We start from the raw sequence: 21,262 nt of genomic DNA, 5'->3' as shown, positions 1-21,262 counted from the left end.
ACGTGGCAGACTGCCGCCGGGGTGGGGCATCGGACGAGGGGAGGGCTGATGAGCACGGTGCAGACCGGCAGCGGCGGCACGGTGCGCCGACTGCTGCTGGGCTCCCAGTTGCGGCGGCTGCGCGAGGCCAGGGGAGTGTCCCGGGAGGACGCCGGGTACGAGATCCGGGCCTCCGGATCGAAGATCGCCCGGATGGAGCTGGGCCGGGTCAGCTTCAAGGAGCGGGACGTCGCCGACCTGCTGACCCTCTACGGCGTCGGCGACGAGCGGGAACGGGCCGCGCTGCTCGGCCTGGTCCGGGAGGCCAACGCGACCCCGTGGTGGCACGGTTACGCCGACGTGCTGCCGTCCTGGTTCCAGACCTACCTGGGCTTCGAGGAGGCCGCCTGCTCGATCGCCTCCTACGAGGTGCAGTTCGTCCCCGGGCTGCTGCAGACCGAGGGGTACGCCCGGGCGGTGATCCGGCTCGGCCTGCCGGGCGGCACCGCGAGCGAGATCGAGCGCCGGGTCGAGGTGCGGCTGCGCCGGCAGCTGCTGCTCACCGCCGAACGGGCGCCGCAGCTGGTGGCCGTGGTGGACGAGGCCGCGCTGCGCCGGCCGTGCGGCGGGCCGGAGGTGATGCGCGGGCAGCTGGAGCAGCTGTTGCGGCTCTCCGAGCGGCCCAACGTGCTGCTCCAGGTGATGCCGCTGGGCTTCGACGGGCTGGCCGCGGAGAGCGGCGCCTTCTCGGTGCTGGGCTTTCCCGAGCCCGACCTGCCGGAACTGGTCTACCTGGAGCAGTTCACCACCGCGCTCTACCTGGACCGACCGCGCGAGGTGGCCGAGTACACCGCGACCCTGGACCGGCTGCGCGCCGACAGTCTGTCACCGGAGGACAGCAGGCGGCTTCTGACCAGTCTCCTTCAAGAGGCCTGACCCGTCGGTAGGATGAGTGTTCATCAGGACGTGTGAAGGGGAGTCGGGTGTCCTATTTTTCGGAACTCTCGCAGCAGTACATCGCCGGGCAGTGGTGTCCCGGTAGCGGTTCCTGGGACATCGTCGACCTCAACCCGTACAACGGGGAGAAGCTCGCCTCGATCACCGTGGCGACCGTCGACCAGGTGGACCAGGCCTACCGGGCGGCCGAGGCCGCCCAGCGGGAGTGGGCCGGAGTCAACCCGTACGAGCGTCGGCTGGTCTTCGAGCGCGCGCTGCGGGTGATCGAGGAGCACGAGCGGGAGATCACCGACGCCATCATCGCCGAGCTGGGCGGCACCCATCTCAAGGCAGGCTTCGAACTCGGGCTCACCAAGGACCTGTTGCGCGAGGCGATGCAGCTGTCGCTGCGCGCCGAGGGCCGGGTGCTGCCCTCGCCGGTGGACGGCAAGGAGAACCGGCTCTACCGCCTGCCCGTCGGCGTGGTCGGCGTGATCAGCCCCTTCAACTTCCCGCTCTTCCTCTCCGTCAAGGCGGTCGCTCCGGCGCTGGCGCTGGGCAACGCGGTGGTCCTGAAGCCGCACCAGGACGCCCCGATCGTCGGCGGCACCCTGGTCGCCAGGATCTTCGAGCGGGCCGGGCTGCCGGCGGGCCTGCTCAACGTGGTGGTCACCGACATCGCCGAGATCGGTGACGCGCTGCTGGAGCACCCGGTGCCCAAGGTGATCGCGTTCACCGGCTCGGACCGGGTCGGCCGGCACGTCGCCACCGTGGCGGCCTCGCACTTCAAGCGCTCGATCCTGGAGCTCGGCGGCAACAGCGCGCTGATCGTGCTGGACGACGCCGACCTCGACTACGCGGTGGACGCCGCGGTCTTCAGCCGCTTCGCCCACCAGGGCCAGGTCTGCATGGCGGCCAACCGGGTGCTGGTGGACCGCGCGGTGCTGGCCGAGTTCACCGGGAAGTTCGTGGCCAAGGTCGCCTCGCTCACCGTCGGTGACCCGAAGGACCCGGCCACCCAGCTCGGCCCGCTGATCAACAGCGTCCAGGCCGACGCGCTGACCGCCCAGGTGGACCAGGCGGTGGCGGACGGCGCGACGGTGCTGCTGCGCGGCAGCACGGTGGGCACCCTGATGGAGCCCGTGGTGCTGACCGACCTGGCCCCGGACGCGCCGATCCTGCGGCGGGAGCTGTTCGGGCCGGTGGCGCTGCTGGTGCCGTTCGACGGCGAGGACGAGGCGGTGGCGCTGGCCAACGACACGCCGTTCGGGCTGAGCGGCGCGGTGCACACCGGGGACACCGAGCGGGGTGTCCGGGTGGCGAAGCGGATCGAGACCGGCATGATCCACGTCAACGACGGGACCATCCACGACGAGGCGATCGTGCCGTTCGGCGGCGAGAAGAACTCCGGGCTGGGCCGGCTCAACGGCGAGTCCACGGTGGACGCCTTCACCACCCTGAAGTGGATCTCCATCCAGCACGGTCGCAGCCGCTTCCCGTTCTGAGTGCTGCCCGTCTCCGGGGCGACCGGGTTCTGCGCCGACCGGGTGAAAGCTTCCATAACTGGACATACCATCGCAGAAAGGCGTTGATGGGAGGCCCAGGATGACCAAGCGATCGACGGGCGGTACGACCAAGGCCCGCGCGAGCAAGCTCAGCACGGCCAAGCTCCGTCAGGGCACCCAGGAACTGCTGGAGCGCCGCGGCATGGCGGCCGCCGCGACCGGCAGGAGGCGCGGGTTCGGCCCCGCGCTGCACACCCCCGCCGCGGGTGCCGTCCCGGCCCCCGCGGCGTACGGCACGTACGCGGCGCTGGCCGGCGAGCCCGCCTTCAGCCACGGCGGGCGGCGGGCCCCCGAGCAGCGGGCGCTGACCGGCGCGCTGCCGGCCCACGCCGAGCTCAAGGGCCACCGGCACCGGGGCGCCGAGAAGCACTCCGCGCACTGAGTACGACGGATCCGGCCCGGGGGGCCGCGGGGCGGGGGCGGAGCCGGCCGACAAAGGGCCCCCACGAAACCACCACCCCCCCCCCCGGGGCCCCCACACCCCCAGCCCCGTCCCACCCCCCCCCCCGCCGGCCCGCCCCCCGCGGCCCCCCGGCCCGGATCCGTCGTACTCAGGGCAGCTTCTCCAGCACCACCCGGACCCGGTCGGTGAACTCCTCCTCCGGCGGTGGTCCGCCCGGTTCCAGCCGCCACCAGGAGCGGCCGCGCTCGTACCAGTCCAGGACGGCCGGGAGCGCCTCCCGGACCACCGGCGCGAGCTGGCCGGCGGTCTCCGGGGCGAGCCGCTCCCGGACCGCGGTCAGCAGCTGTCGGGCGGCCTGCGCGGGCGGCTCCGGCCAGCCGGACCGGGTCACCCGCTGGTCCTGGGCAGCCAGCTCCCGGCCCAGCCGTCCGGCCAGCTCTGCGTCGGCGGGCGGCGGGCTGGCCGGCGGTGGGCTGGCGGGCGGAGGTGGGCTCACGGGCCGCGACCTCACGGCCGGCCGCGGGGCGGCGGCCGGCTCGGGCGGTGACCCGACGGGCTCGGTGCGCTCGGTGGGCTCGGTGGTGGCCGGTGGCTCGGCCGGCGCCGGCTCGGCCCGAGCCGGGAAGGCCAGCCCCAGCACCGCGCCCGCGCCGTACAGCCCCGCCACCGCGCCGGTCCCCACCACCGCCCAGTCGGCGCTCGGCCCCAGCAGCGTCAGCAGCAGCCCGATCCCCGCGCCGCCGCACCCCAGCAGGTGCGCCCGCGAGCCGAAGTAGGCCGGCACCCGCCTACTGGTAGCCACGGATGTCCTCGAACACGCCGTTCAGGTCCCCCGAGGTCCCGTCGAAGAGCAGACCGCCGGTGGTGTCCGCGATCCCCTGCAACTGCTGCCGGGCGCCCTCGCCGAACAGGATCGGGAAGACCGGCACCGCCTGCTGGGCGGCCGGCAGCGCGTGGTAGAAGGCCGTGAAGTCGGCCGCCGTCGCCCCCTCGTTGCTCTCGCCGTCGGTCATCAGCACGATCGAGGTGAACCGGTCGTCCTGTGCCGCCGCCTGCTGCTGGGCCACCACCCGGTACGCCTGCTCCAGGGTGCTGTAGATGGCCGTGCCGCCGCCCGCCGACAGGCTCTGCACGTCGGCGTCGATGGCCGCCAGCGCGGTGCCCGGGTCGTCCGCCGGGACGGTGTGGGTGTGCTGCCACTTCACCGCGTCGGCGAACGAGATCAGCGTGACCTCCTCACGGTCCCGGAACCGGTTGACCGCCATGGTGTCGGCGGCGCCGGTGAGTTGGCCCAGCGCCTGCTTGAGCGCGGCCAGCCGGGGGCCCGCCATCGACCCGGAGGTGTCCAGCACGTAGACCGTCCGGGACGGCCGGCGCAGCTGGTTCTGGTACGCCGCGAGCAGCGCGTCCGCCACCGCCCGGCTGCCCGGGAACGGCAGCTCGGGCCGGATGTCGGTGGGCAGCCCGGCGGCCGGCGCCACCCCGGGGGCGACCGGCCGCCGTTCGGTGCTGTCGGAGATCTTCCGCTGTACGTCGGGCCGCAGCAGGTAGGCCGTCAGCCGCTGGAAGGCGTCCCGGGCCTGCGGTGAGGCGGAGGTCAGCAGGGTCAGTGGATAGTCGGCGGAGACCACGCCGTCGGTCGGCCGGATCACGGTGAGCCTGGCGTCGGCCGGCAGGGTGCGGTTCAACTCCAGCAGCACCGACTCGTAGTTGACCAGCGCGCCGACCTGTGGGCCCGAACCGCCCTGCGCGGTCCGGGCGTAGGCCTGGGCCAGCCAGCCGGAGGAGCCCGAGGTCAGCTTCTGTCCGGTGAAGAAGCTCTGCAGCGCCGGGGCGGCCCTGGTCACGTCGTCCTCGGTCAGCGCGGCCTGCGCGCCGGAGAACGCCGAGGCCAGCCCGACCAGCGCGGAGAGACCGGAGTTGGAGCGTGACGGGTCGGTCATCCCGAAGGTGAGCTTCTGCGCCGTCACCGCGTCGCCGATCTGCGACCAGGTCACCTTGGCCGGATCCCAGCCCAGCGCGGTCAGTTGGGAGGAGCGCACGCCGATGGCGACCGGTGAGACCATGATCGGGGTCTCCGAGAGCAGCTTGCCCGCCCCCGCCGGGTCGAGCCGCAGGTAGCGGTTGGACGGGAACCAGAGCGCGTCGTAACTACCGTCCGCCTTGCCGGAGGTGACCGTCTGCGCGCCGTCCAGCGTTCCGCTGTAACTGAGTTGGACGGTCACTCCGGTGGCCTTCCGGGCGTCGTCCAACACCGGTGCCATGTCCTGGAGTTCACTGCCGGCCAGTACGCGCAGGGTGACCGGCGGCCCGGCGGACGGTGAGTCGCCCGGGGTCGGCCGCGGGTGCGCGGAGTCGCAGCCGGCCGTCACGGCGAGCAGCAGGGCCAGCAGCAGGGCGGGCAGGGGCTTCGGTATCCGCATCAGTTCCCCTTGGCCGCGGCGATCAGTTGCTGCATGACCGGCGGTGCCGGGATGGCCACCTGGGCCACCCCCGCCGCCGTCAGGTCCGGTGCGAAGCCGGTGGTCCTGGTGGTCGCCATCGCCTTGCCGAACGCGGTCGGGTCGCCGGCCGGCCGGAAGCCGTTCGCGGCCTCCAGCTGTTGCAACTTGGGGTCGTTCTCCAGCGCGTCGGCCAGCCGGTGGGCGTTCGGCGTCAACTCGACCACGGTGTGGTCACTCAGGAAGGTGGTGTCGGGATAGAGCAGCACGGTGTCGCCCGGCAGTTGCCCGGCCTCCGCCGCGGCGGCCACCTGGGACTCGTAGACCCAGACCAGCGGGTTGCCGACGCCGGACAGGAAGTTCCGGAACGGTCCGTCGGAACTTGGCAGTTGGGCGCCCTGGATCTCGGTTAGATGGCGCAGGAGCGATCGGGTCCGGTCAACTCCGGCCTGGTCAGCCACTACTGTGTCGCCGTTCGCCAGGTAGGACATCACCGCCAGGTGCAGCGCGCCGGAGGAGGAGCTGGCCGGGTCGGTGGTGGTGACGTACAACAGGCCGGTCAGCGAGGGGTGTTGGGCCGCACCCTGGAGGCTCTGCCAGGTGGTCTGGGCGTTCAGCGCCTGTAGGTAGGCGGTCATCCGGAAGGTCCAGACGCCCGACGCGGACCGGGTGGCCAGGCCGTTCTGGGCCAGCAGCGCCGCGGTGTCCTGCCTGGCCACGATCACCAGCGGCGAGTAGAACGGCCGGACCGGCACCGGGTTCAGGTCGCCCGGGATCGAGTCGGCCACCACCGAGCTGGAGGGGAAGACGAAGTCGTCCTTCTTGTCGTCCGTCGGCGTCATCTCCAGTGAGCCGGCCGGGACGACCTGCACGGTCAGGCCCCTGGCCCGTAGCTCCGCCTGCACCCTGGGGTCCGCGAAGAACGCCGACTTCTCCGAGCCGACCAGCCCGGTGAGCACGGTCTGTGGCGGTAACGGCGGCGAGCCGCAACACCAGGGCCGCCAGATCAGCACCACCACGCCGGCGATCAGCACCAGTGCCGACACCACCCCCAGCAGACGCCGCACGGCGTTCTCCCCCCCTGCCCCAGCTCGTCCGGACCCAGAGGGTCCCGCCGGGGGCCGAGCACGGCGCGGCGGACAGGTGAACCGGAGGTGAACAAGCCATCCCGGAACCGCATCGGCGAGTGACTGATGGGGCCAACTCCGCTTGGTGGCAAGGGATGTCACGCTGCCTCAGAGAGTTCAACGAAGCTTTCGGCAACGGTCACCCGGAGGTCTGCCGGAACGTCATTGTTACGCGCCGGTAATGAATACCCTCAGTCCCATGCGCCGAGCAAAAATCGTCTGTACCCTCGGGCCCGCCGCCGACTCGTACGACCAGATCAAGGGCCTGGTCGACGCCGGCATGGACATCGCCCGATTCAATCTGAGCCACGGCTCGCACGCCGAGCACGAGGAGCGGTACCGCCGGGTCCGCAAGGCCGCCGACGAGACCGGCCGGAGCGTCGGCATCCTGGTCGACCTTCAGGGCCCGAAGATCCGGCTGGGCACCTTCGCCGAGGGGCCGGTACTCCTTGAACGCGGCGACGACTTCACCATCACGGTGGAGGACGTCCCCGGGGACAAGGAGTGCTGCGGCACCACCTACCGGGGCCTCGCGGGTGACGTCACCCGCGGTGAGCGGATCCTGGTCGACGACGGCCGGGTCTGCCTGGAGGTCACCCACGTCGACGGGCCGCGGGTCCACTGCATCGTCATCGAGGGGGGCCTGGTCTCCGACCACAAGGGCCTCAACCTCCCCGGAGTCGCCGTCTCGGTGCCCGCGCTCAGCGACAAGGACGTCGCCGACCTGCGCTGGGCCCTGCGGATCGGTGCCGACCTGATCGCGCTCTCCTTCGTCCGCAGCGGCCGGGACATCGAGGACGTCCACCAGGTGATGCGCGAGGAGGGGCGGTTCCTCCCGGTCATCGCCAAGGTGGAGAAGCCGCAGGCGGTGGCGAACCTGGACGGCATCGTCGACGCCTTCGACGGGATCATGGTCGCCCGCGGCGACCTGGGCGTCGAGATGCCGCTGGAGCAGGTCCCGCTGGTCCAGAAGCGGGCCGTCAAGCTGGCCCGGCGGAACGCCAAGCCGGTGATCGTCGCCACCCAGATGCTGGACTCGATGATCAACGCGTCCCGGCCGACCCGCGCCGAGGCCTCCGACGTCGCCAACGCGGTGCTGGACGGCACCGACGCGGTGATGCTCTCCGGGGAGACCTCGGTCGGCAAGTACCCGATCGAGACGGTCCGGACGATGGGCCGGATCATCGAGGCCGCCGAACAGGAGGTGCTGGCCGCCGGACTGCCTCCGCTGACCGAGCGCAGCAAGCCGCGCACCCAGGGCGGCGCGGTGGCCCGGGCGGCCGCCGAGATCGGCGACTTCCTGCACGCCAAGTACCTGATCGCCTTCACCCAGAGCGGCGACACCGCCCGCCGGCTGACCCGCTACCGCTCGCCGATCCCGGTCCTCGCGTTCACCTACGAGCCGGCGGTGCGCAGCCAACTCGCGCTCACCTGGGGGGTGGAGACCTTCCTCGGCCCGTTCGTGCCGACCACCGACGAGATGGTTGCCCAGGTCGACGCGCAGCTGCTCAGCCTCGGGCGCTGCAAGCGCGGTGACATCGTGATCATCACGGCCGGTTCTCCGCCCGGCCTGGCCGGCTCGACCAACCTGGTGCGGGTGCACCACGTGGGGGAGCTGGACAACTGACCGACGGGTGGCGCCTCCCGCACGGGGGGCGCCACGCCCGTCCCCGTGCGATGAGCGCGGCGGCCGATCCACCGCTTCACCCGTAGTGACGAAGATCTCCAAGGATGGAAATCGGCCTTTGAAAGAAAGGACTAGTACCCCGGGTGGGATTCGAACCCACGCTGGATGGTGTTTGAGACCATTGCCTCTACCGCTGGGCTACCGGGGCTTGCCTCGGATTCGAAGGAAGCCCCCGACCCGAAGTGACACCAACATACCGTGTCTGGGTACCCTCGTGCATGCAGTCCCCGCCGGAACGAGGAGCCCCGTGAGCACCGCCGACGAGCAGCCCCAGGCGCTTGAGACCGACTCGCCCCAGATCACCCGAATTGTCATCGCCGAGGACGAGGCGCTGATCCGCCTCGACCTGAAGGAGATGCTGGAGGAGGAGGGTTACACCGTCGTCGGCGAGGCCGGGGACGGCGAGACGGCGGTCAAGCTGGTCGAGGAGCTGCGGCCGGACCTGGCGATCCTCGACGTCAAGATGCCGGTGCTGGACGGACTCTCCGCCGCCGAGCGGATCCACCAGGCGCACCTGGCGCCGGTGCTGATGCTCACCGCCTTCTCCCAGCGCGAGCTGGTCGACCGGGCGCGGGACGCCGGCGCGATGGCGTACATCGTCAAGCCGTTCTCCAAGAGCGACCTGGTGCCGGCGATCGAGATGGCGGTCTCCCGCTACACCGAGATGCGCACGCTGGAGGAGGAGATCGCCGACCTCACCCAGCGCCTGGAGACCCGCAAGCTGGTGGACCGGGCGAAGAGCGTGCTGCAGACCAAGTTCGGGCTGACCGAGCCGGCCGCGTTCCGCTGGATCCAGAAGACCTCGATGGACCGTCGGATGACCATGGCGGCGGTGGCCGAGGCCGTGATCGAGGAGGGCGTCGCCCAGGACCGGAAGAAGGCCGAGGGCGGCGAGGGCTGAGCGGCCCGGCCGCGACGCCGTGGGGCCCGGATCCTGGGGGCGGATCCGGGCCCCACGGCTTTCGTTCCGGTCGCCGTCTCAGAGGTCGCGCAGCGCGCAGGTCAGCCGGCAGCTGGTGATCCGCCGGCCGGTGTCGTCGGTGATCGCGATCTCGTAGGTGGCGGCGGTCCGGCCCTTGAAGACGGCGGTCGCCACCCCGGTCACCAGGCCCGAGGTGGCCGAGCGGTGGTGCGTCACGTTCAGGTCCACGCCGACCGCGTACCGGCCGGGCCCGGCGTGCAGCATCGCGCCGATCGAGCCGAGGGTCTCGGCCAGCGCGGCCGAGGCGCCACCGTGCAGCAGGCCGTACGGCTGCTGGTTGCCCTCCACCGGCATGGTGCCCAGGACCCGGTCGCCGGAGGCCTCGACGATCCGGATGCCCAGCTTGTCGCCGAGGTGCCCGCCGGAGAAGGTGGCGGCGGTGACGCCCAGCTTGGCGAAGTGGTCCAGGACGTCCTGCGGCACGTCCAGCACCGGTTCGGCCGGGCTCTCGGCGGCCGCGGTCTCGGTGGGGGTCGCCTCGGTCATGCGAATCTCCTGCCGTCGTGGGGGGCCGCGAGGGGGCGGCCTTTCGTGATCGTACGACCGGCGCTCGGGTCGCCGGGCGCGGGGTGGCGGGTGCTGGGGGCGTCCGCTGTCCGCGTTGCCCGGGATGTCGGTGCGGCGCCCTAGGATGCCAGGACAGGCAGTGGAGTCGGCTAGGAACGGACGTTGACGTGGCTACGCAGAGTGCGGTGCAGAGTGCGGCGGGTGGCGCTTCGGGGGCGCGGCCCCGGCTGATGCTGCTCGACGGCCATTCCCTGGCGTACCGGGCGTTCTACGCCCTGCCGGTGGAGAACTTCAACACCTCCACCGGCCAGCCGACCAACGCGGTCTACGGCTTCGCCTCGATGGTCTCCAACACCGTGCGGGACGAGGCGCCCACCCACCTCGCGGTCGCCTTCGACGTCTCCCGGAAGACCTTCCGGTCCGAGGAGTTCCCCGAGTACAAGGCCAACCGGGCCAAGACACCGGACGAGTTCCGCAGCCAGATCGGTCTGATCGGCGAGCTGCTGGACGCGATGAAGGTGCCGCGGATGGCCCTGGAGGGCTTCGAGGCCGACGACATCATCGCCACGCTGGCCACCGCCGCCGCCGAGCGTGGCTTCGAGGTGCTGATCGTCACCGGCGACCGCGACTCGCTGCAGCTGGTCAGTGAGCACGTCACGGTCCTCTACCCGACCAAGGGCGTCTCCGAGCTGACCCGTTACACCCCGGAGAAGGTGGCCGAGAAGTACGGCGTGACGCCCCGTCAGTACCCGGACCTCGCCGCGCTGCGCGGCGACCCGTCCGACAACCTGCCCGGCATCCCCGGTGTCGGCGAGAAGACCGCGGCGAAGTGGGTCAACCAGTTCGGCTCCTTCGACGAGCTGATCGCCCGGGCCGACGAGGTCAAGGGCAAGATCGGCGAGAAGCTGCGCGAGCACCTCGACTCGGTCAAGCGCAACCGGGTGCTCACCGAGCTGGTCCGGGACGTCGAACTGCCGTTGGGCGTCGACGACTTGGCTCGGGCCCCGTTCGACCGGGCGGCCGTCGGGCAGCTGATGGACGCGCTGGAGTTCCGCAACCCCAACTTCCGCGAGCGGCTGTTCGGCGTCGACCCGGCCGGTGCCGCCGAGGCCGGGCCGGTCCTCGTCGAGCCCGGTGTCGAGGTCGAGGGCGCCCTGCTCACCGAGCCCGGCGCGCTGGCCGGCTGGCTCGCCGAGCAGGCCGCTGGCGCCGACCCGGTGGCGCTGGCCGCCCTCTACGCCTGGGCGCTCGGCAGCGGCGAGGTGCGGGAGATCGCGCTCGCCTCGGCGACGGACGCGGCCTGGTTCGACCCGTCCCAGCTCGCCGAGGAGGACGAGCGGGCCTTCGCCGACTGGCTGGCCGACCCGACCCGGCCCAAGGCGCTGCACATCGCCAAGCAGGTGATGCGCGCCTTCGCCGAGCACGGCTGGCGGATCGAGGGCGTCACCGCCGACACCGCGCTCGCCGCCTACCTGGAGAAGCCCGGCCGGCGCACCTTCGGCCTGGAGGTGCTCGCCGAGGAGTACCTGGGCCGTTCGCTCAGCCCGGCCGCGGCCGCCGAGAGCGGCCAGCTCTCCTTCGACGCGCCGGAGGAGGACGCCACGGCCGACGCCCGGGCGCTGATGGCCCAGGCCCGGACCGTGCTCGACCTGGCCGCGCTCTTCGAGGTCCGGCTCGCCGAGGTCGGCGCCACCGAGCTGATGCGCGACATGGAGCTGCCGATCGCCGCCCTGCTGGCCCGGATGGAACGCGCCGGCATCGCCGCCGACCGGGCCCATCTCACCGCGCTGGAGAACCAGTTCGCGGTCGAGATCCAGCGGGTCGTCGAGGAGGCGCACGCCGCCGCCGGCCGCCCGTTCAACCTCGGCTCGCCCAAGCAGCTGCAGGAGATCCTCTTCGGCGAGCTGAACCTGCCCAAGACCAAGAAGATCAAGACCGGGTACACCACCGACGCCGACGCGCTGACCTGGCTGGCCACCCAGACCGACAACGAGCTTCCGGTCATCCTGCTCCGCCACCGCGACCAGGCCAAGCTGCGCACCACCGTCGAGGGCCTGCTCAAGACGGTCTCGCCGCAGGGCCGGATCCACACCACCTTCAACCAGATGGTCGCCGCCACCGGCCGGCTCTCCTCGCAGGACCCGAACCTGCAGAACATCCCGGTCCGCACCGAGGAGGGGCGGGCGATCCGGCGCGGCTTCGTGGTCGGCGAGGGGTACGAGTCGCTGCTCACCGCCGACTACTCGCAGATCGAACTGCGGATCATGGCCCACCTCTCCGAGGACGAGGCGCTGATCGAGGCCTTCACCAGCGGGGAGGACCTGCACACCACGGTCGCCTCGTCGGTCTTCGGGGTCGAGCGGACCCAGGTCGACGCCGAGATGCGCCGCAAGATCAAGGCGATGTCGTACGGGCTGGCGTACGGGCTCTCGGCGTACGGGCTGTCGCAGCAGCTCGGGATCAAGCCGGCCGAGGCGCAGGGGTTGATGGACACCTACTTCGAGCGCTTCGGCGGGGTGCGCGACTACCTGCACCGGGTGGTCGAGGAGGCCCGCGCGGTCGGCTACACCGAGACCCTGCTCGGCCGTCGCCGTTACCTGCCCGACCTGACCAGCGACAACCGTCAGCGGCGCGAGATGGCCGAGCGGATGGCGCTGAACGCCCCGGTCCAGGGCTCGGCCGCGGACATCGTCAAGATCGCGATGCTGCGGGTCGACGAGCGGCTGACCGGCGCCGGGCTCCGCTCGCGGATGCTGCTCCAGGTGCACGACGAAATCGTGCTGGAGCTGGCGGCGGGCGAGCGCGAGGAGGTCGAGGCCCTGGTCCGGGAGGAGATGGCGGGCGCGTACGCGCTGCGCGCACCGCTGGACGTTTCGGTGGGCCTGGGAAGGGACTGGGAGGCCGCGGCGCACTGACGCCGGGCCGGCGCCGTCGTGCCCCGGGGCGCGGCGCGGATGCTGCGCCCCGGCGCTCGGTTGCCGCCCGCCGCGCTGGCCGGGTGCCCGTGGGGGCGCTGGGCTCGCGCTTCCGGGGCGCTTTTCCCGGGGCGAATCCGTTGCCGAGGGCGTTCTCCCGGCATGGGAAGTCGGCGGGGTCAACTTTCCTGACTCGTTGTCGGGCGGGAGCGGGTATGCCCAGGGCCCCGGGAAGTCGAGCCCTCGGACCCCCGTGCCCCCGGGAAGTCGGCGGGGTCGACTTTCCGCGTATTGCTGGGCGGTCGGTTGGAGCGGTGGCACCGTGCTGGTGCTCCCGGGCGCTTTTCTCGGGCTCGGTGGGGTTGATTCCTGGCGCGGCAGCGGGTGGGTCGGGGGTTGGTTTCGCCGACTCTTCAACTCGCCAGTGGCGGTGGATCATTGGCGCGGGAAGTCGGCAGGGCCGACTTTCCAGCCGGCTGAGCGTGCCTCGGGTCTCTCGATCCCGGCTGGGTGTTCGAGGGGTGGTGGGGCGAGAGGTCGGCGGGGCGGACTTCGGGGGCGCTGCGTGGGGGTGAGTGTGTGCGAGCACGCAACCTTTCGATGGCTGGGTGTGCCAAGGAGCGGGAAGTCGACGAGGCCGACCCTGGGGGCGCTGTGGCGCTGGGGGCGCTGGCGGGCCTCCCCCGGATCGGGCCGGCTCAGCGGCGGGGGTTGGTGCGGCGGGTCGGGGTAGCCGTCGTCGGGTCCTCGGGCCAGGGGTGGCGAGGATAGCGGCCGCGGAGGTCGGCGCGCACGGCACGGTAGCCGTCGCGCCAGAAGGAGGCGAGGTCGCCGGTGACTGCCGCCGGGCGGCCGGCGGGGGAGAGCAGGTGGACGGTGAGCGGTACCCGGCCGCCGGCCAGGGCGGGGGCCGCGTCCCAGCCGAAGAGCTCCTGCAGCTTGACCGCGAGGACCGGGCGTTGGTCGCTGTAGTCGACCCGGATCCGGGAGCCGCTGGGGACGGTGATCCGTTCCGGGGCCAGTTCGTCGAGTCGGCCGGCCTCTCCGGAGGCCCAGGGGAGCAGGCGTTGCAGGGCGGCGGCGGTGTCCAGGCGTTCCAGCTCGGCGCGCCGGCGCGCTCGGGAGAGTTCCGGTTCCAGCCACTGCTCGGCCGCCGCCAGCAGGGCCTGGTCGCTGACGTCCGGCCACGGTTCGCCGATCGCGTGGTGCAGGAAGGCCAGCCGCTGGCGCAGCGAGCCCGCCGCCTCCGACCACCGCAGGAGCTCGGTCACCCCCTCGCGGGCCAGCCCGTCCAGCAGGGCGGCTCGGAGCAGTGCCGGCGCGGCCGTGCCGAGCGGTTCGGCCTCGAGGTCGAGGGCACCCAGCGAGGAGACGCGCCGGGCCGCCACGTCCCCGCGACGGCTGCCCGGCGGCACCGCCCAGAGCACCTCCTCCCGCTCGCCGAGCAGGTGCGCGGCAGCACTGCGAGCAGTGCTCTCGTCGATGAGCGCCGCTCTCTGAATCCGCGCGGACGGTGAGCCGGCCGGCCGGTCCGCGACCGCCACCGCCAGCCACTCCGCGCCGGACAACGCGGACCCCGCCGACAGCTCCCCGGCCGTCCCGGAGGCCATCAGATAGGCGGTGGCCCCGCGCCCCCGGACCCGGGCGATCCGCTCCGGCTGGGCCAGCGCGGTGATCAGTCCCGGCGTCGCCGCGTCCGGCAGGCCGGCGGCCGGGGCGTCCACGGCAGCGTCCACGGCAGCGTCCACCTGGGCCCGCAGTCGCCGGGTCTCGTCCCGCCAGCGCGCCGCGTACGCGTCCCCGCTCGCCGCCGCGCGCACCGCGTGCCAGACCCCCGCCAGGTCGTCGCCGAGCGTCCGCGGCGGCTCCTCCGACAGCAGCGCGACCAGCTCCGCCGCCCGTCGCGCGCCCACCAGCGGCGCGCCGTCCAGCAGCGCCCGGGCCAGCCGCGGGTGCAGCCCGGTGCGGGCCAGCCGCCGCCCGCGCGCGGTGGCCCGGCCGTCCGGGTCCACCGCACCGAGCGCGGTCAGCGTCCGCCGCGCCGCGGCCATCGCCCCCGCGGGCGGCGGATCCGGCAGGGCCAGCGTGCGCGCCTCCGGGTCACCCCAGCAGGCGGCCTGCAGGGCGAACGGCGTGAGGTCGGCCAGCGCGATCTCCGGCGCGGGGAACCGCGGCGCCCGGGCGTCCTCCAGCTCCGCCCAACAGCGGTAGACCGCGCCCGGAGCCTCACGTCCGGCCCGCCCGGCCCGCTGCCGCCCGGTGGCCAGCGAGGAGCGGACGGTCGCCAGCCCGGCCAGCCCCCGCGCGTGGTCGGTGCGCGGCTCCCGGGCCAGCCCGCTGTCCACCACGATCCGCACCCCCGGCACGGTCAGCGAGGACTCGGCCACCGAGGTGCTCAGGATCACCCGTCGCCGCCCGCCCGCGGTCAGCGCCGCGTCCTGCACGGTCCGCGGTGCCCCGCCGTGCAGTTGCAGCAGCTCGACGCCGTCGGGCCCGGCACCGCCGCCGAGCAGCCCGGCGACCCGGGCGATCTCGCCCACCCCGGGCAGGAAGCAGAGCAGGTCGCCGCTCTGCTCGGCGAGCGCCCGGCGCACCACGGCGGCCACGTGCTCCAGCAGCGCGGGGTCGGTCCGGGTGCCCTGCGGCGGCCGGACCGGGCGGGGCGGTGGCGCCCAGAGGGTCTCGACGGGGTACGAGCTGCCGTGCGCCTCGACGACTTCGGCCGGTCCGTCCGGGCCGCCGAGCAGCTCGGCCCAGGCGGCGGTGTCCGAGGTGGCGGAGGCGCAGACCACCTGGAGCTCGGGGCGGAGCGCGGCCCGGACGTCGAGCAGGAAGGCGAGCGCGGTGTCGGCGTCCAGGTGTCGCTCGTGGCACTCGTCGAGCAGCACGGTGTCGACCCCGGTCAGCTCCTGGTCGCGCTGGAGCCGCTGGAGCAGGACGCCGGTGGTGACCACCTCGACCACGGTGTCCGGCCCGACCACCCGCTCCCCGCGGACGGTGTGTCCGACCCGGCCGCCCACCCGCTCGCCGAGCAGCCAGGCCATCCGGCGGGCGGCGGCGCGGACGGCCAGCCGGCGCGGTTCGGCGACCAGCACCCGGCGCGGCCCGGCACCGCCGTCCGGCCGGGGGAGCAGTCCGGCCAGCGCGAGCGGCACCAGCGTGGTCTTGCCGGTTCCGGGCGGCGCCGCGAGCACGGCCACCCCGCGCGCCGTGAGGGCACGCTCCAACGCGGGCAGCGCGGCGCGCACGGGCAGGTCGAGCGCCGACGGGGACGAGGTCACGGGATCCACCCCAGCAGTATCCTCAGTCGCGCTCGGCCACGAAGATCGCCGTCCCCGGCAGGTGCCGCCCGCGCAGCGGACTCCAACCGCCCCACTCCTGCTCCAGCCCCGCCGGCCACTCCGGCTCCACCAGGTCGAGCAGCCGGAACCCGGCCCCGACCAGCTCCCGCACCCGGTCGCCCAGCGTCCGGTGGTGCTCGACGTAGGTGGCCCGCCCCAGGGCGTCCTGCTCGACGTACGGGGTCCGGTCGAAGTAGGACGCGGTGGCGGTCAGCCCCTCGACGCCGGGCTCGTCCGGGAACGCCCAGCGCACCGGGTGGGTCACCGAGAACACCCAGCGCCCGCCGGGCCGCAGCACCCGGTGCACCTCCCGCATCAGCCCGGCGGTGTCGGCGCTGAACGGCACCGCGCCGTAGGCCGAGCAGGCCAGGTCGAAGGAGTCCGCCGCGAACGGCAGCGCCGCCGCGTCGGCCTGCACCACCGGGATCAGCGGCCCGCCCCGCCCGAGGTCGATCCGCCGCGAGTGCTGCAGCTGCCGGTACGAGATGTCCAGCGCCACCGGCCGGGCGCCCCGGCCGGCCAGCCAGCGGGAGCACTGGGCGGCCCCGGCGCCGATCTCGAGCACGGCCCGGCCGCGGAGTCCGGCCGGGTCGCCGAGCAGCCGGGCCTCGGCCTCGTCCAGGCCCTCGGGGCACCAGGTGAACCGGTCGTCGCCGAGGAACTGCCCGTGCTCGTCCTGGTACTCGTCCGCGTTGCGGTCCCACCAGTGCCGGCTGGCCTGGCTGCTCTCGGCGGGCGGCGTCGTGCGGTGCAGCGCGACGTCGTCGTCCCCGCCGTCGGGGATCCAGTCGGCGGCGGCCGGCTGGCCAGGGGTGGTGTCCGCGGTCATAATGCGCCTCGCGTAAGGTAGGGGATGCGGAAAGCGCCGCTGTTTGGCACCGGCCCCTGCGGGGCGGGATTCAGGCGGTGGCATCCGGGGAGCCGGCCCCTGCGGCAGTCACTCCCCACACCTGCCGGTCGGCGGTGTGAGGTGGCGGTTGCGAGGATATGGCCTGATCCACAGCGGTCCGCACGCGCTCGGCGCCCCTGGCGTTGACCGTGCTTGACTGTCCCCGTATGCTACAAGTTGCGCTGCGGGCCTGCGCGCCTCGGACGGAGCAGGTCGCGCTCGCATCTGTCGAAGACCCCACGGTCGCAAGACGGACGCCGGATCTCCCTTGGGGAGAAACCCGGTGCGCCGTGTTCTTGGCTGTCCGGCTTTCGGTGGGAGCGATACGGGCCCCCGCGTGGCATTACCTACGACTTCATGTCCGTACCGGAGCCCTTTTCCTAATGACGAGCCCCACCGACACCTCTGTCAGCACCACCCCGCAGGTTGCGGTCAACGACATCGGCGACGCGGAAGCCTTCCTCGCGGCGATCGACGAGACCATCAAGTACTTCAACGACGGTGACATCGTTGAGGGCGTCATCGTGAAGGTCGACCGTGACGAGGTGCTCCTCGACATCGGTTACAAGACCGAGGGTGTCATCCCGTCCCGCGAACTCTCGATCAAGCACGACGTCGACCCGCACGAGGTTGTCTCCGTTGGCGACAACATCGAGGCCCTGGTTCTCCAGAAGGAGGACAAGGAGGGTCGTCTGATCCTGTCCAAGAAGCGTGCGCAGTACGAGCGCGCCTGGGGCACGATCGAGAAGATCAAGGAAGAGGACGGCATCGTCACCGGTACCGTCATCGAGGTCGTCAAGGGTGGTCTCATCCTCGACATCGGCCTCCGCGGCTTCCTCCCGGCCTCGCTGGTCGAGATGCGCCGGGTCCGCGACCTCCAGCCGTACGTCGGCAAGGAGCTCGAGGCCAAGATCATCGAGCTGGACAAGAACCGCAACAACGTGGTCCTGTCCCGCCGTGCCTGGCTGGAGCAGACCCAGAGCGAGGTCCGCCAGACCTTCCTCACCACCCTGCAGAAGGGCCAGGTGCGCTCCGGCGTCGTCTCCTCGATCGTCAACTTCGGTGCCTTCGTGGACCTGGGTGGCGTCGACGGCCTGGTGCACGTCTCCGAGCTGTCCTGGAAGCACATCGACCACCCGTCCGAGGTCGTCGAGGTCGGCCAGGAGGTCACCGTCGAGGTTCTCGACGTCGACATGGACCGTGAGCGCGTCTCCCTGTCGCTGAAGGCGACCCAGGAGGACCCGTGGCAGCAGTTCGCCCGGACCCACCAGATCGGTCAGGTCGTCCCGGGTAAGGTCACCAAGCTGGTTCCGTTCGGTGCGTTCGTCCGCGTGGACGAGGGCATCGAGGGTCTGGTCCACATCTCCGAGCTGGCCGAGCGCCACGTCGAGATCCCGGAGCAGGTCGTCCAGGTCGGCGACGAGATCTTCGTCAAGGTCATCGACATCGACCTCGAGCGTCGCCGCATCAGCCTCTCGCTGAAGCAGGCCAACGAGGCTCTCGGTGCCAACCCGGCCGAGGTCGAGTTCGACCCGACCCTGTACGGCATGGCCGCCTCGTACGACGACCAGGGCAACTACATCTACCCGGAGGGCTTCGACCCCGAGGCGAACGACTGGCTGCCCGGCTACGAGAAGCAGCGTGAGGAGTGGGAGCGCCAGTACGCCGAGGCGCAGGCCCGCTTCGAGCAGCACCAGGCCCAGGTCATCAAGAGCCGTGAGGCCGACGCCGAGGCCGCTGCCGAGGGTGGCGACGCCGTCGCCGCCGCTGCCGGTGGCTCCTACTCGTCCTCCAGCGACGAGGGCTCCGGCGCTCTCGCCTCGGACGAGGCGCTCGCCGCGCTGCGCGAGAAGCTGGCCGGCGGCCAGAGCTGAACCGCAGCTGAGCTGAGTTGAGGCTCAGGAGGGCCCCCACCCGGGGTGACCGGGTGGGGGCCCTCCGTCGTGTCCGGACCGGTTCCCGGCGGTGGCGGCGCGGTCTGTGACATTGCGCTCATCTCGACGCTATGGGTCTTTTCGGACACACCACCTACCGTGGGAGGAGTTACCCAACGGGCCCACCCGCCCCGGAAGCTAGGCAGTTCCGCTTTATGCGCCACTCCGCAGCTGTGACTCCTCCCCTCACCTCAGCAGTTCCCGGCCGGCTGGCCGCGCTCGGCCGGGCCTGCCACCGTCACCGGCGGTGGGTGTTGGCGTTCTGGGCTGTGGTGCTCGTGGTCGGTGTGCTGATCGGCGGCCGGGTGTTCGAGGGCACCTCGACCGGCAACGCCACCGGCGGCTCCGAGTCCGCCGCCGGCACCAGCGTGTTGGCGGCCGCGGATCCGTCGGCCGGTGCGATCACCGCCGTGGTGGACGGCCCGCCGGTGGACACCCCTGCCGTCCGGGACGCGGTCACCGTCGCCGCCCAGGACCTGGCCAGGCTCCCCGGGGTGCTCTCGGTCTCCGACGCCTACCAGCCCGGGGCCGGGACGACGCTGCGCGCGGCGGACGGTTCGGCGAGCCTGATCAACGTGCAGATGACCGACGCCAGCACCACCAAGCAGCAGGAGGCGGTCGCCCAGCGGCTCGGCGAGCTGCGGGTGCCGGACGCGAAGGTCACCGTCGGTGGGGACCTGGTGGTCCAGCAGGAGGTCAAGGACCAGACCCAGTCCGACACCAAGTTCGGCGAGCTGGTCACCCTGCCGCTGACCCTGATCGTGATGGTGCTGGTCTTCGGCGGCCTGGCGGCGGCCAGCCTCCCGGTGATCGGCGCGGTCGCCTCGGTGGGCGGGGCGCTGCTGGCCATGTTCGGTTTCAGCCAGATCATGGACATCGACACCAGCGTGCTGCCGATCGCCACCGTGCTGGGGCTGGGACTCTCGATCGACTACGCGCTGCTGATGGTGAACCGCTTCCGCGAGGAGCGCGGCCACGGCGCACCACTCGCCGCCGCGGTGGAACGGACCGCCGCGACCGCCGGGCGCACGGTTGCGTTCTCGGGGCTCACGGTGGCGGTCGCGCTCTCCGGCCTCTTCGTCTTCACCAGCCCGGTGTTCCGGGCGGTCGCCGCGGCCGGGGTCAGCGTGGTGGTGATCGCGGTCGCCGCGGCGCTCACCCTGGTCCCCGCCCTGCTCGGCTTCGCCGGGCACCGGATCAAACCACCCAAGAAGTCCGAGCCGGACGACGGCTTCTTCGCCCGCACGGTCCGCCGGGTGCAGCGCCGGGCCGTCCCGGTCGCGCTGGTCTGCGTCGCGCTGCTGGGGGCGGCGGGCGCGCCGTTCCTCGGCGCCCAGATGCGGGACACCGGGGCCGCGGTGCTGCCGGTCTCCTCGCCGGGCCGCCAGGTGGTGGACACCGTCGCCCAGCGGTTCCCGCAGCTGGCTCCGGCGCCGATCACCGTGGCGGTGCGGGGGAGCGAGCAGGCGGTGCGGACGTACGCGGACACCGTGGTGGCCAAGCTGCCCGGGGTCACCGGGGTGCGGGCCGTGCAGCCGGTGGGGCCGGACCTCAACACGGTGGAGGTGCTGGTACCCGGCGACCCGCAGGGCGGCCAGGCCAGACAGGTGGTGCACGAGCTGCGCGAGCACCGCGGTGGGTTGACCACCTGGGTCACCGGCGGGGCGGCCACCGTGGTCGACTTCCAGCACGAGCTGGGTGCCCGCGGGCCGTGGGCGCTCGGGCTGGTGGCGGTCGGCACCCTGGTGCTGCTCTTCCTGATGACCGGCTCGGTGGTGATGCCGATCAAGGCACTGCTGATGAACGTGCTCTCGCTGGGTTGTTCGCTGGGCGCGCTGACCCTGGTGTTCCAGCACGGCTGGTTCAGCGGGCTGCTCGGCTTCGCCCCGACGGGCGGTCTGGAGACCTTCATCCCGGTGCTGGTCTTCGCGTTCGCGTTCGGCCTCTCGATGGACTACGAGGTCTTCCTGCTGGCCCGGATCAAGGAGCTGCGGGACCAGGGCTACGGCTGCCGGGAGGCGGTCCAGCTGGGACTGCAACGCAGCGGTCGGATCATCACCTCGGCGGCGCTGCTGATGGTGATCGTCTTCGCCGGGTTCGCGGCCGGGCAGATGCTCATGGTCAAGGAGATGGGGATAGCGCTCGCGGTGGCGGTCGCGGTGGACGCGACGCTGGTGCGCTGTCTGCTGGTGCCGGCCACCATGTCGTTCTTCGGGGAGTTCAACTGGTGGGCGCCGGCGCCGCTGCGCCGGCTGTACACCCGGTTCGGGCTGCGTGAGCACGTCGCCCTGCCGTCGCTGACGGACGTACCGGCCGACGTGCCCGCGCCGCGCGAACCGGCGGCGACCGGGCCGGTGGTGGCGGCGGCTACCCGCCGTTGACGCGGGCGTTGCCGAAGCCGGAGTTCAGGGCGCCGCCGAGGTTGGCGCTGTCGCAGGCCGCGGCGGCACCCGCGGCGCCGATCGGCCGACCGCGGACGGTCGCGGCGACGAGCAGGGTCTTGCGCGGGGAGGTCGCGCGGGGATCCTTCGGTTCGGGACGGGGAGCCCTGAACAA

The 21,262-nt window shown here is 72.7% G+C and carries 15 protein-coding genes and 1 tRNA gene; 8 read left to right on the top strand and 8 right to left on the bottom strand.

Annotated features, from left to right (window positions below):
* Positions 1–48: 48 nt before the first annotated feature.
* The 3 genes from ACIGXM_RS16940 (at position 49) to ACIGXM_RS16930 (ending at position 2,862) form a co-directional block, all read left to right on the top strand.
* Complete coding sequence (locus ACIGXM_RS16940; RefSeq protein ID WP_396561495.1) at positions 49–915, top strand: helix-turn-helix domain-containing protein; 867 nt, start codon at positions 49–51, stop codon at positions 913–915.
* A gap of 47 nt (positions 916–962) precedes the next feature.
* A complete protein-coding gene (locus tag ACIGXM_RS16935; RefSeq protein ID WP_396561493.1) occupies positions 963–2,420 on the top strand; it encodes an aldehyde dehydrogenase family protein in 1,458 nt (485 codons plus the stop codon).
* A gap of 100 nt (positions 2,421–2,520) precedes the next feature.
* Positions 2,521–2,862, top strand: coding sequence for a hypothetical protein (locus ACIGXM_RS16930; RefSeq protein ID WP_396561491.1), 342 nt, complete (start codon positions 2,521–2,523; stop codon positions 2,860–2,862).
* A 169-nt stretch (positions 2,863–3,031) separates the two neighbouring features.
* On the opposite strand, the gene ACIGXM_RS16925 is transcribed toward ACIGXM_RS16930, so the two are convergent.
* Genes ACIGXM_RS16925 through ACIGXM_RS16915 form a run of 3 tightly spaced genes read right to left on the bottom strand, consistent with a single transcriptional unit; the run spans position 3,032 to position 6,391 of the window.
* On the bottom strand, positions 3,032–3,685 hold the full coding sequence (locus tag ACIGXM_RS16925; RefSeq protein WP_396561489.1) for a hypothetical protein: 654 nt from the start codon (positions 3,683–3,685) through the stop codon (positions 3,032–3,034).
* Positions 3,672–5,306, bottom strand: a complete 1,635-nt coding sequence (locus ACIGXM_RS16920) for a VWA domain-containing protein (protein WP_396561487.1) — start codon at positions 5,304–5,306, stop codon at positions 3,672–3,674. The genes ACIGXM_RS16925 and ACIGXM_RS16920 overlap by 14 nt, the downstream gene beginning before the upstream one ends.
* Positions 5,306–6,391, bottom strand: a complete 1,086-nt coding sequence (locus ACIGXM_RS16915) for a hypothetical protein (protein ID WP_396561485.1) — start codon at positions 6,389–6,391, stop codon at positions 5,306–5,308. The genes ACIGXM_RS16920 and ACIGXM_RS16915 overlap by 1 nt, the downstream gene beginning before the upstream one ends.
* A gap of 259 nt (positions 6,392–6,650) precedes the next feature.
* Here ACIGXM_RS16915 and pyk point away from each other — a divergent pair, with 259 nt between their 5' ends.
* Positions 6,651–8,078, top strand: a complete 1,428-nt coding sequence (pyk, locus tag ACIGXM_RS16910) for a pyruvate kinase (RefSeq protein ID WP_396561483.1) — start codon at positions 6,651–6,653, stop codon at positions 8,076–8,078.
* Positions 8,079–8,213: 135 nt separating this feature from the next.
* On the opposite strand, the gene ACIGXM_RS16905 is transcribed toward pyk, so the two are convergent.
* Positions 8,214–8,286, bottom strand: a tRNA-Leu gene (locus ACIGXM_RS16905).
* 99 nt (positions 8,287–8,385) lie between these two features.
* Here ACIGXM_RS16905 and ACIGXM_RS16900 point away from each other — a divergent pair.
* A complete protein-coding gene (locus ACIGXM_RS16900; RefSeq protein ID WP_396561481.1) occupies positions 8,386–9,039 on the top strand; it encodes an ANTAR domain-containing response regulator in 654 nt (217 codons plus the stop codon).
* Positions 9,040–9,117: 78 nt separating this feature from the next.
* On the opposite strand, the gene ACIGXM_RS16895 is transcribed toward ACIGXM_RS16900, so the two are convergent.
* On the bottom strand, positions 9,118–9,606 hold the full coding sequence (locus tag ACIGXM_RS16895; RefSeq protein WP_396561479.1) for a PaaI family thioesterase: 489 nt from the start codon (positions 9,604–9,606) through the stop codon (positions 9,118–9,120).
* Positions 9,607–9,857: 251 nt separating this feature from the next.
* Between ACIGXM_RS16895 and polA the strand changes: the two genes are divergently transcribed.
* The gene (gene polA / locus ACIGXM_RS16890; protein WP_396561954.1) at positions 9,858–12,542 is read left to right on the top strand and encodes a DNA polymerase I; all 2,685 of its coding nucleotides are present in this window, start codon (positions 9,858–9,860) and stop codon (positions 12,540–12,542) included.
* 698 nt (positions 12,543–13,240) lie between these two features.
* Here the strand turns inward: polA and hrpB are convergent.
* Together hrpB and ACIGXM_RS16880 are read right to left on the bottom strand one after the other, a co-directional pair.
* Positions 13,241–15,823 (bottom strand): ATP-dependent helicase HrpB, encoded by a 2,583-nt coding sequence (gene hrpB / locus ACIGXM_RS16885; RefSeq protein ID WP_396561477.1) that lies wholly within the window; start codon positions 15,821–15,823, stop codon positions 13,241–13,243.
* 22 nt (positions 15,824–15,845) lie between these two features.
* Positions 15,846–16,712, bottom strand: a complete 867-nt coding sequence (locus ACIGXM_RS16880; RefSeq protein WP_396561475.1) for a class I SAM-dependent methyltransferase — start codon at positions 16,710–16,712, stop codon at positions 15,846–15,848.
* 443 nt (positions 16,713–17,155) lie between these two features.
* Here ACIGXM_RS16880 and rpsA point away from each other — a divergent pair, with 443 nt between their 5' ends.
* Positions 17,156–18,646 carry a 30S ribosomal protein S1 gene (gene rpsA / locus ACIGXM_RS16875; RefSeq protein ID WP_396561473.1) on the top strand — a complete coding sequence of 497 codons (1,491 nt, stop codon included), beginning with the start codon at positions 17,156–17,158 and terminating at the stop codon, positions 18,644–18,646.
* 233 nt (positions 18,647–18,879) lie between these two features.
* Entirely contained in the window at positions 18,880–21,087 is a 2,208-nt protein-coding gene (locus tag ACIGXM_RS16870; protein ID WP_396561471.1) for an MMPL family transporter, read from the top strand.
* On the opposite strand, the gene ACIGXM_RS16865 is transcribed toward ACIGXM_RS16870, so the two are convergent.
* A complete protein-coding gene (locus ACIGXM_RS16865) occupies positions 21,074–21,262 on the bottom strand; it encodes a hypothetical protein (RefSeq protein ID WP_396561469.1) in 189 nt (62 codons plus the stop codon). The two genes, ACIGXM_RS16870 and ACIGXM_RS16865, sit on opposite strands and share 14 nt — an antisense overlap.

It is taken from the genome of Kitasatospora sp. NPDC052896, from assembly GCF_044547075.1.
Taxonomy (GTDB): domain Bacteria; phylum Actinomycetota; class Actinomycetes; order Streptomycetales; family Streptomycetaceae; genus Kitasatospora.
This window is presented reverse-complemented; position numbering and strand designations above follow the sequence as displayed.

What these genes read in the sequence shown, in the direction of transcription:
- ACIGXM_RS16880 (WP_396561475.1), bottom strand. Translation starts at nt 16,712, where the DNA reads ATGACCGCGGACACCACCCCTGGCCAGCCGGCCGCCGCCGACTGGATC.
- ACIGXM_RS16930 (WP_396561491.1), top strand. Translation starts at nt 2,521, where the DNA reads ATGACCAAGCGATCGACGGGCGGTACGACCAAGGCCCGCGCGAGCAAG.
- ACIGXM_RS16940 (WP_396561495.1), top strand. Translation starts at nt 49, where the DNA reads ATGAGCACGGTGCAGACCGGCAGCGGCGGCACGGTGCGCCGACTGCTG.
- ACIGXM_RS16920 (WP_396561487.1), bottom strand. Translation starts at nt 5,306, where the DNA reads ATGCGGATACCGAAGCCCCTGCCCGCCCTGCTGCTGGCCCTGCTGCTC.
- pyk (WP_396561483.1), top strand. Translation starts at nt 6,651, where the DNA reads ATGCGCCGAGCAAAAATCGTCTGTACCCTCGGGCCCGCCGCCGACTCG.
- ACIGXM_RS16895 (WP_396561479.1), bottom strand. Translation starts at nt 9,606, where the DNA reads ATGACCGAGGCGACCCCCACCGAGACCGCGGCCGCCGAGAGCCCGGCC.
- polA (WP_396561954.1), top strand. Translation starts at nt 9,858, where the DNA reads ATGCTGCTCGACGGCCATTCCCTGGCGTACCGGGCGTTCTACGCCCTG.
- rpsA (WP_396561473.1), top strand. Translation starts at nt 17,156, where the DNA reads ATGACGAGCCCCACCGACACCTCTGTCAGCACCACCCCGCAGGTTGCG.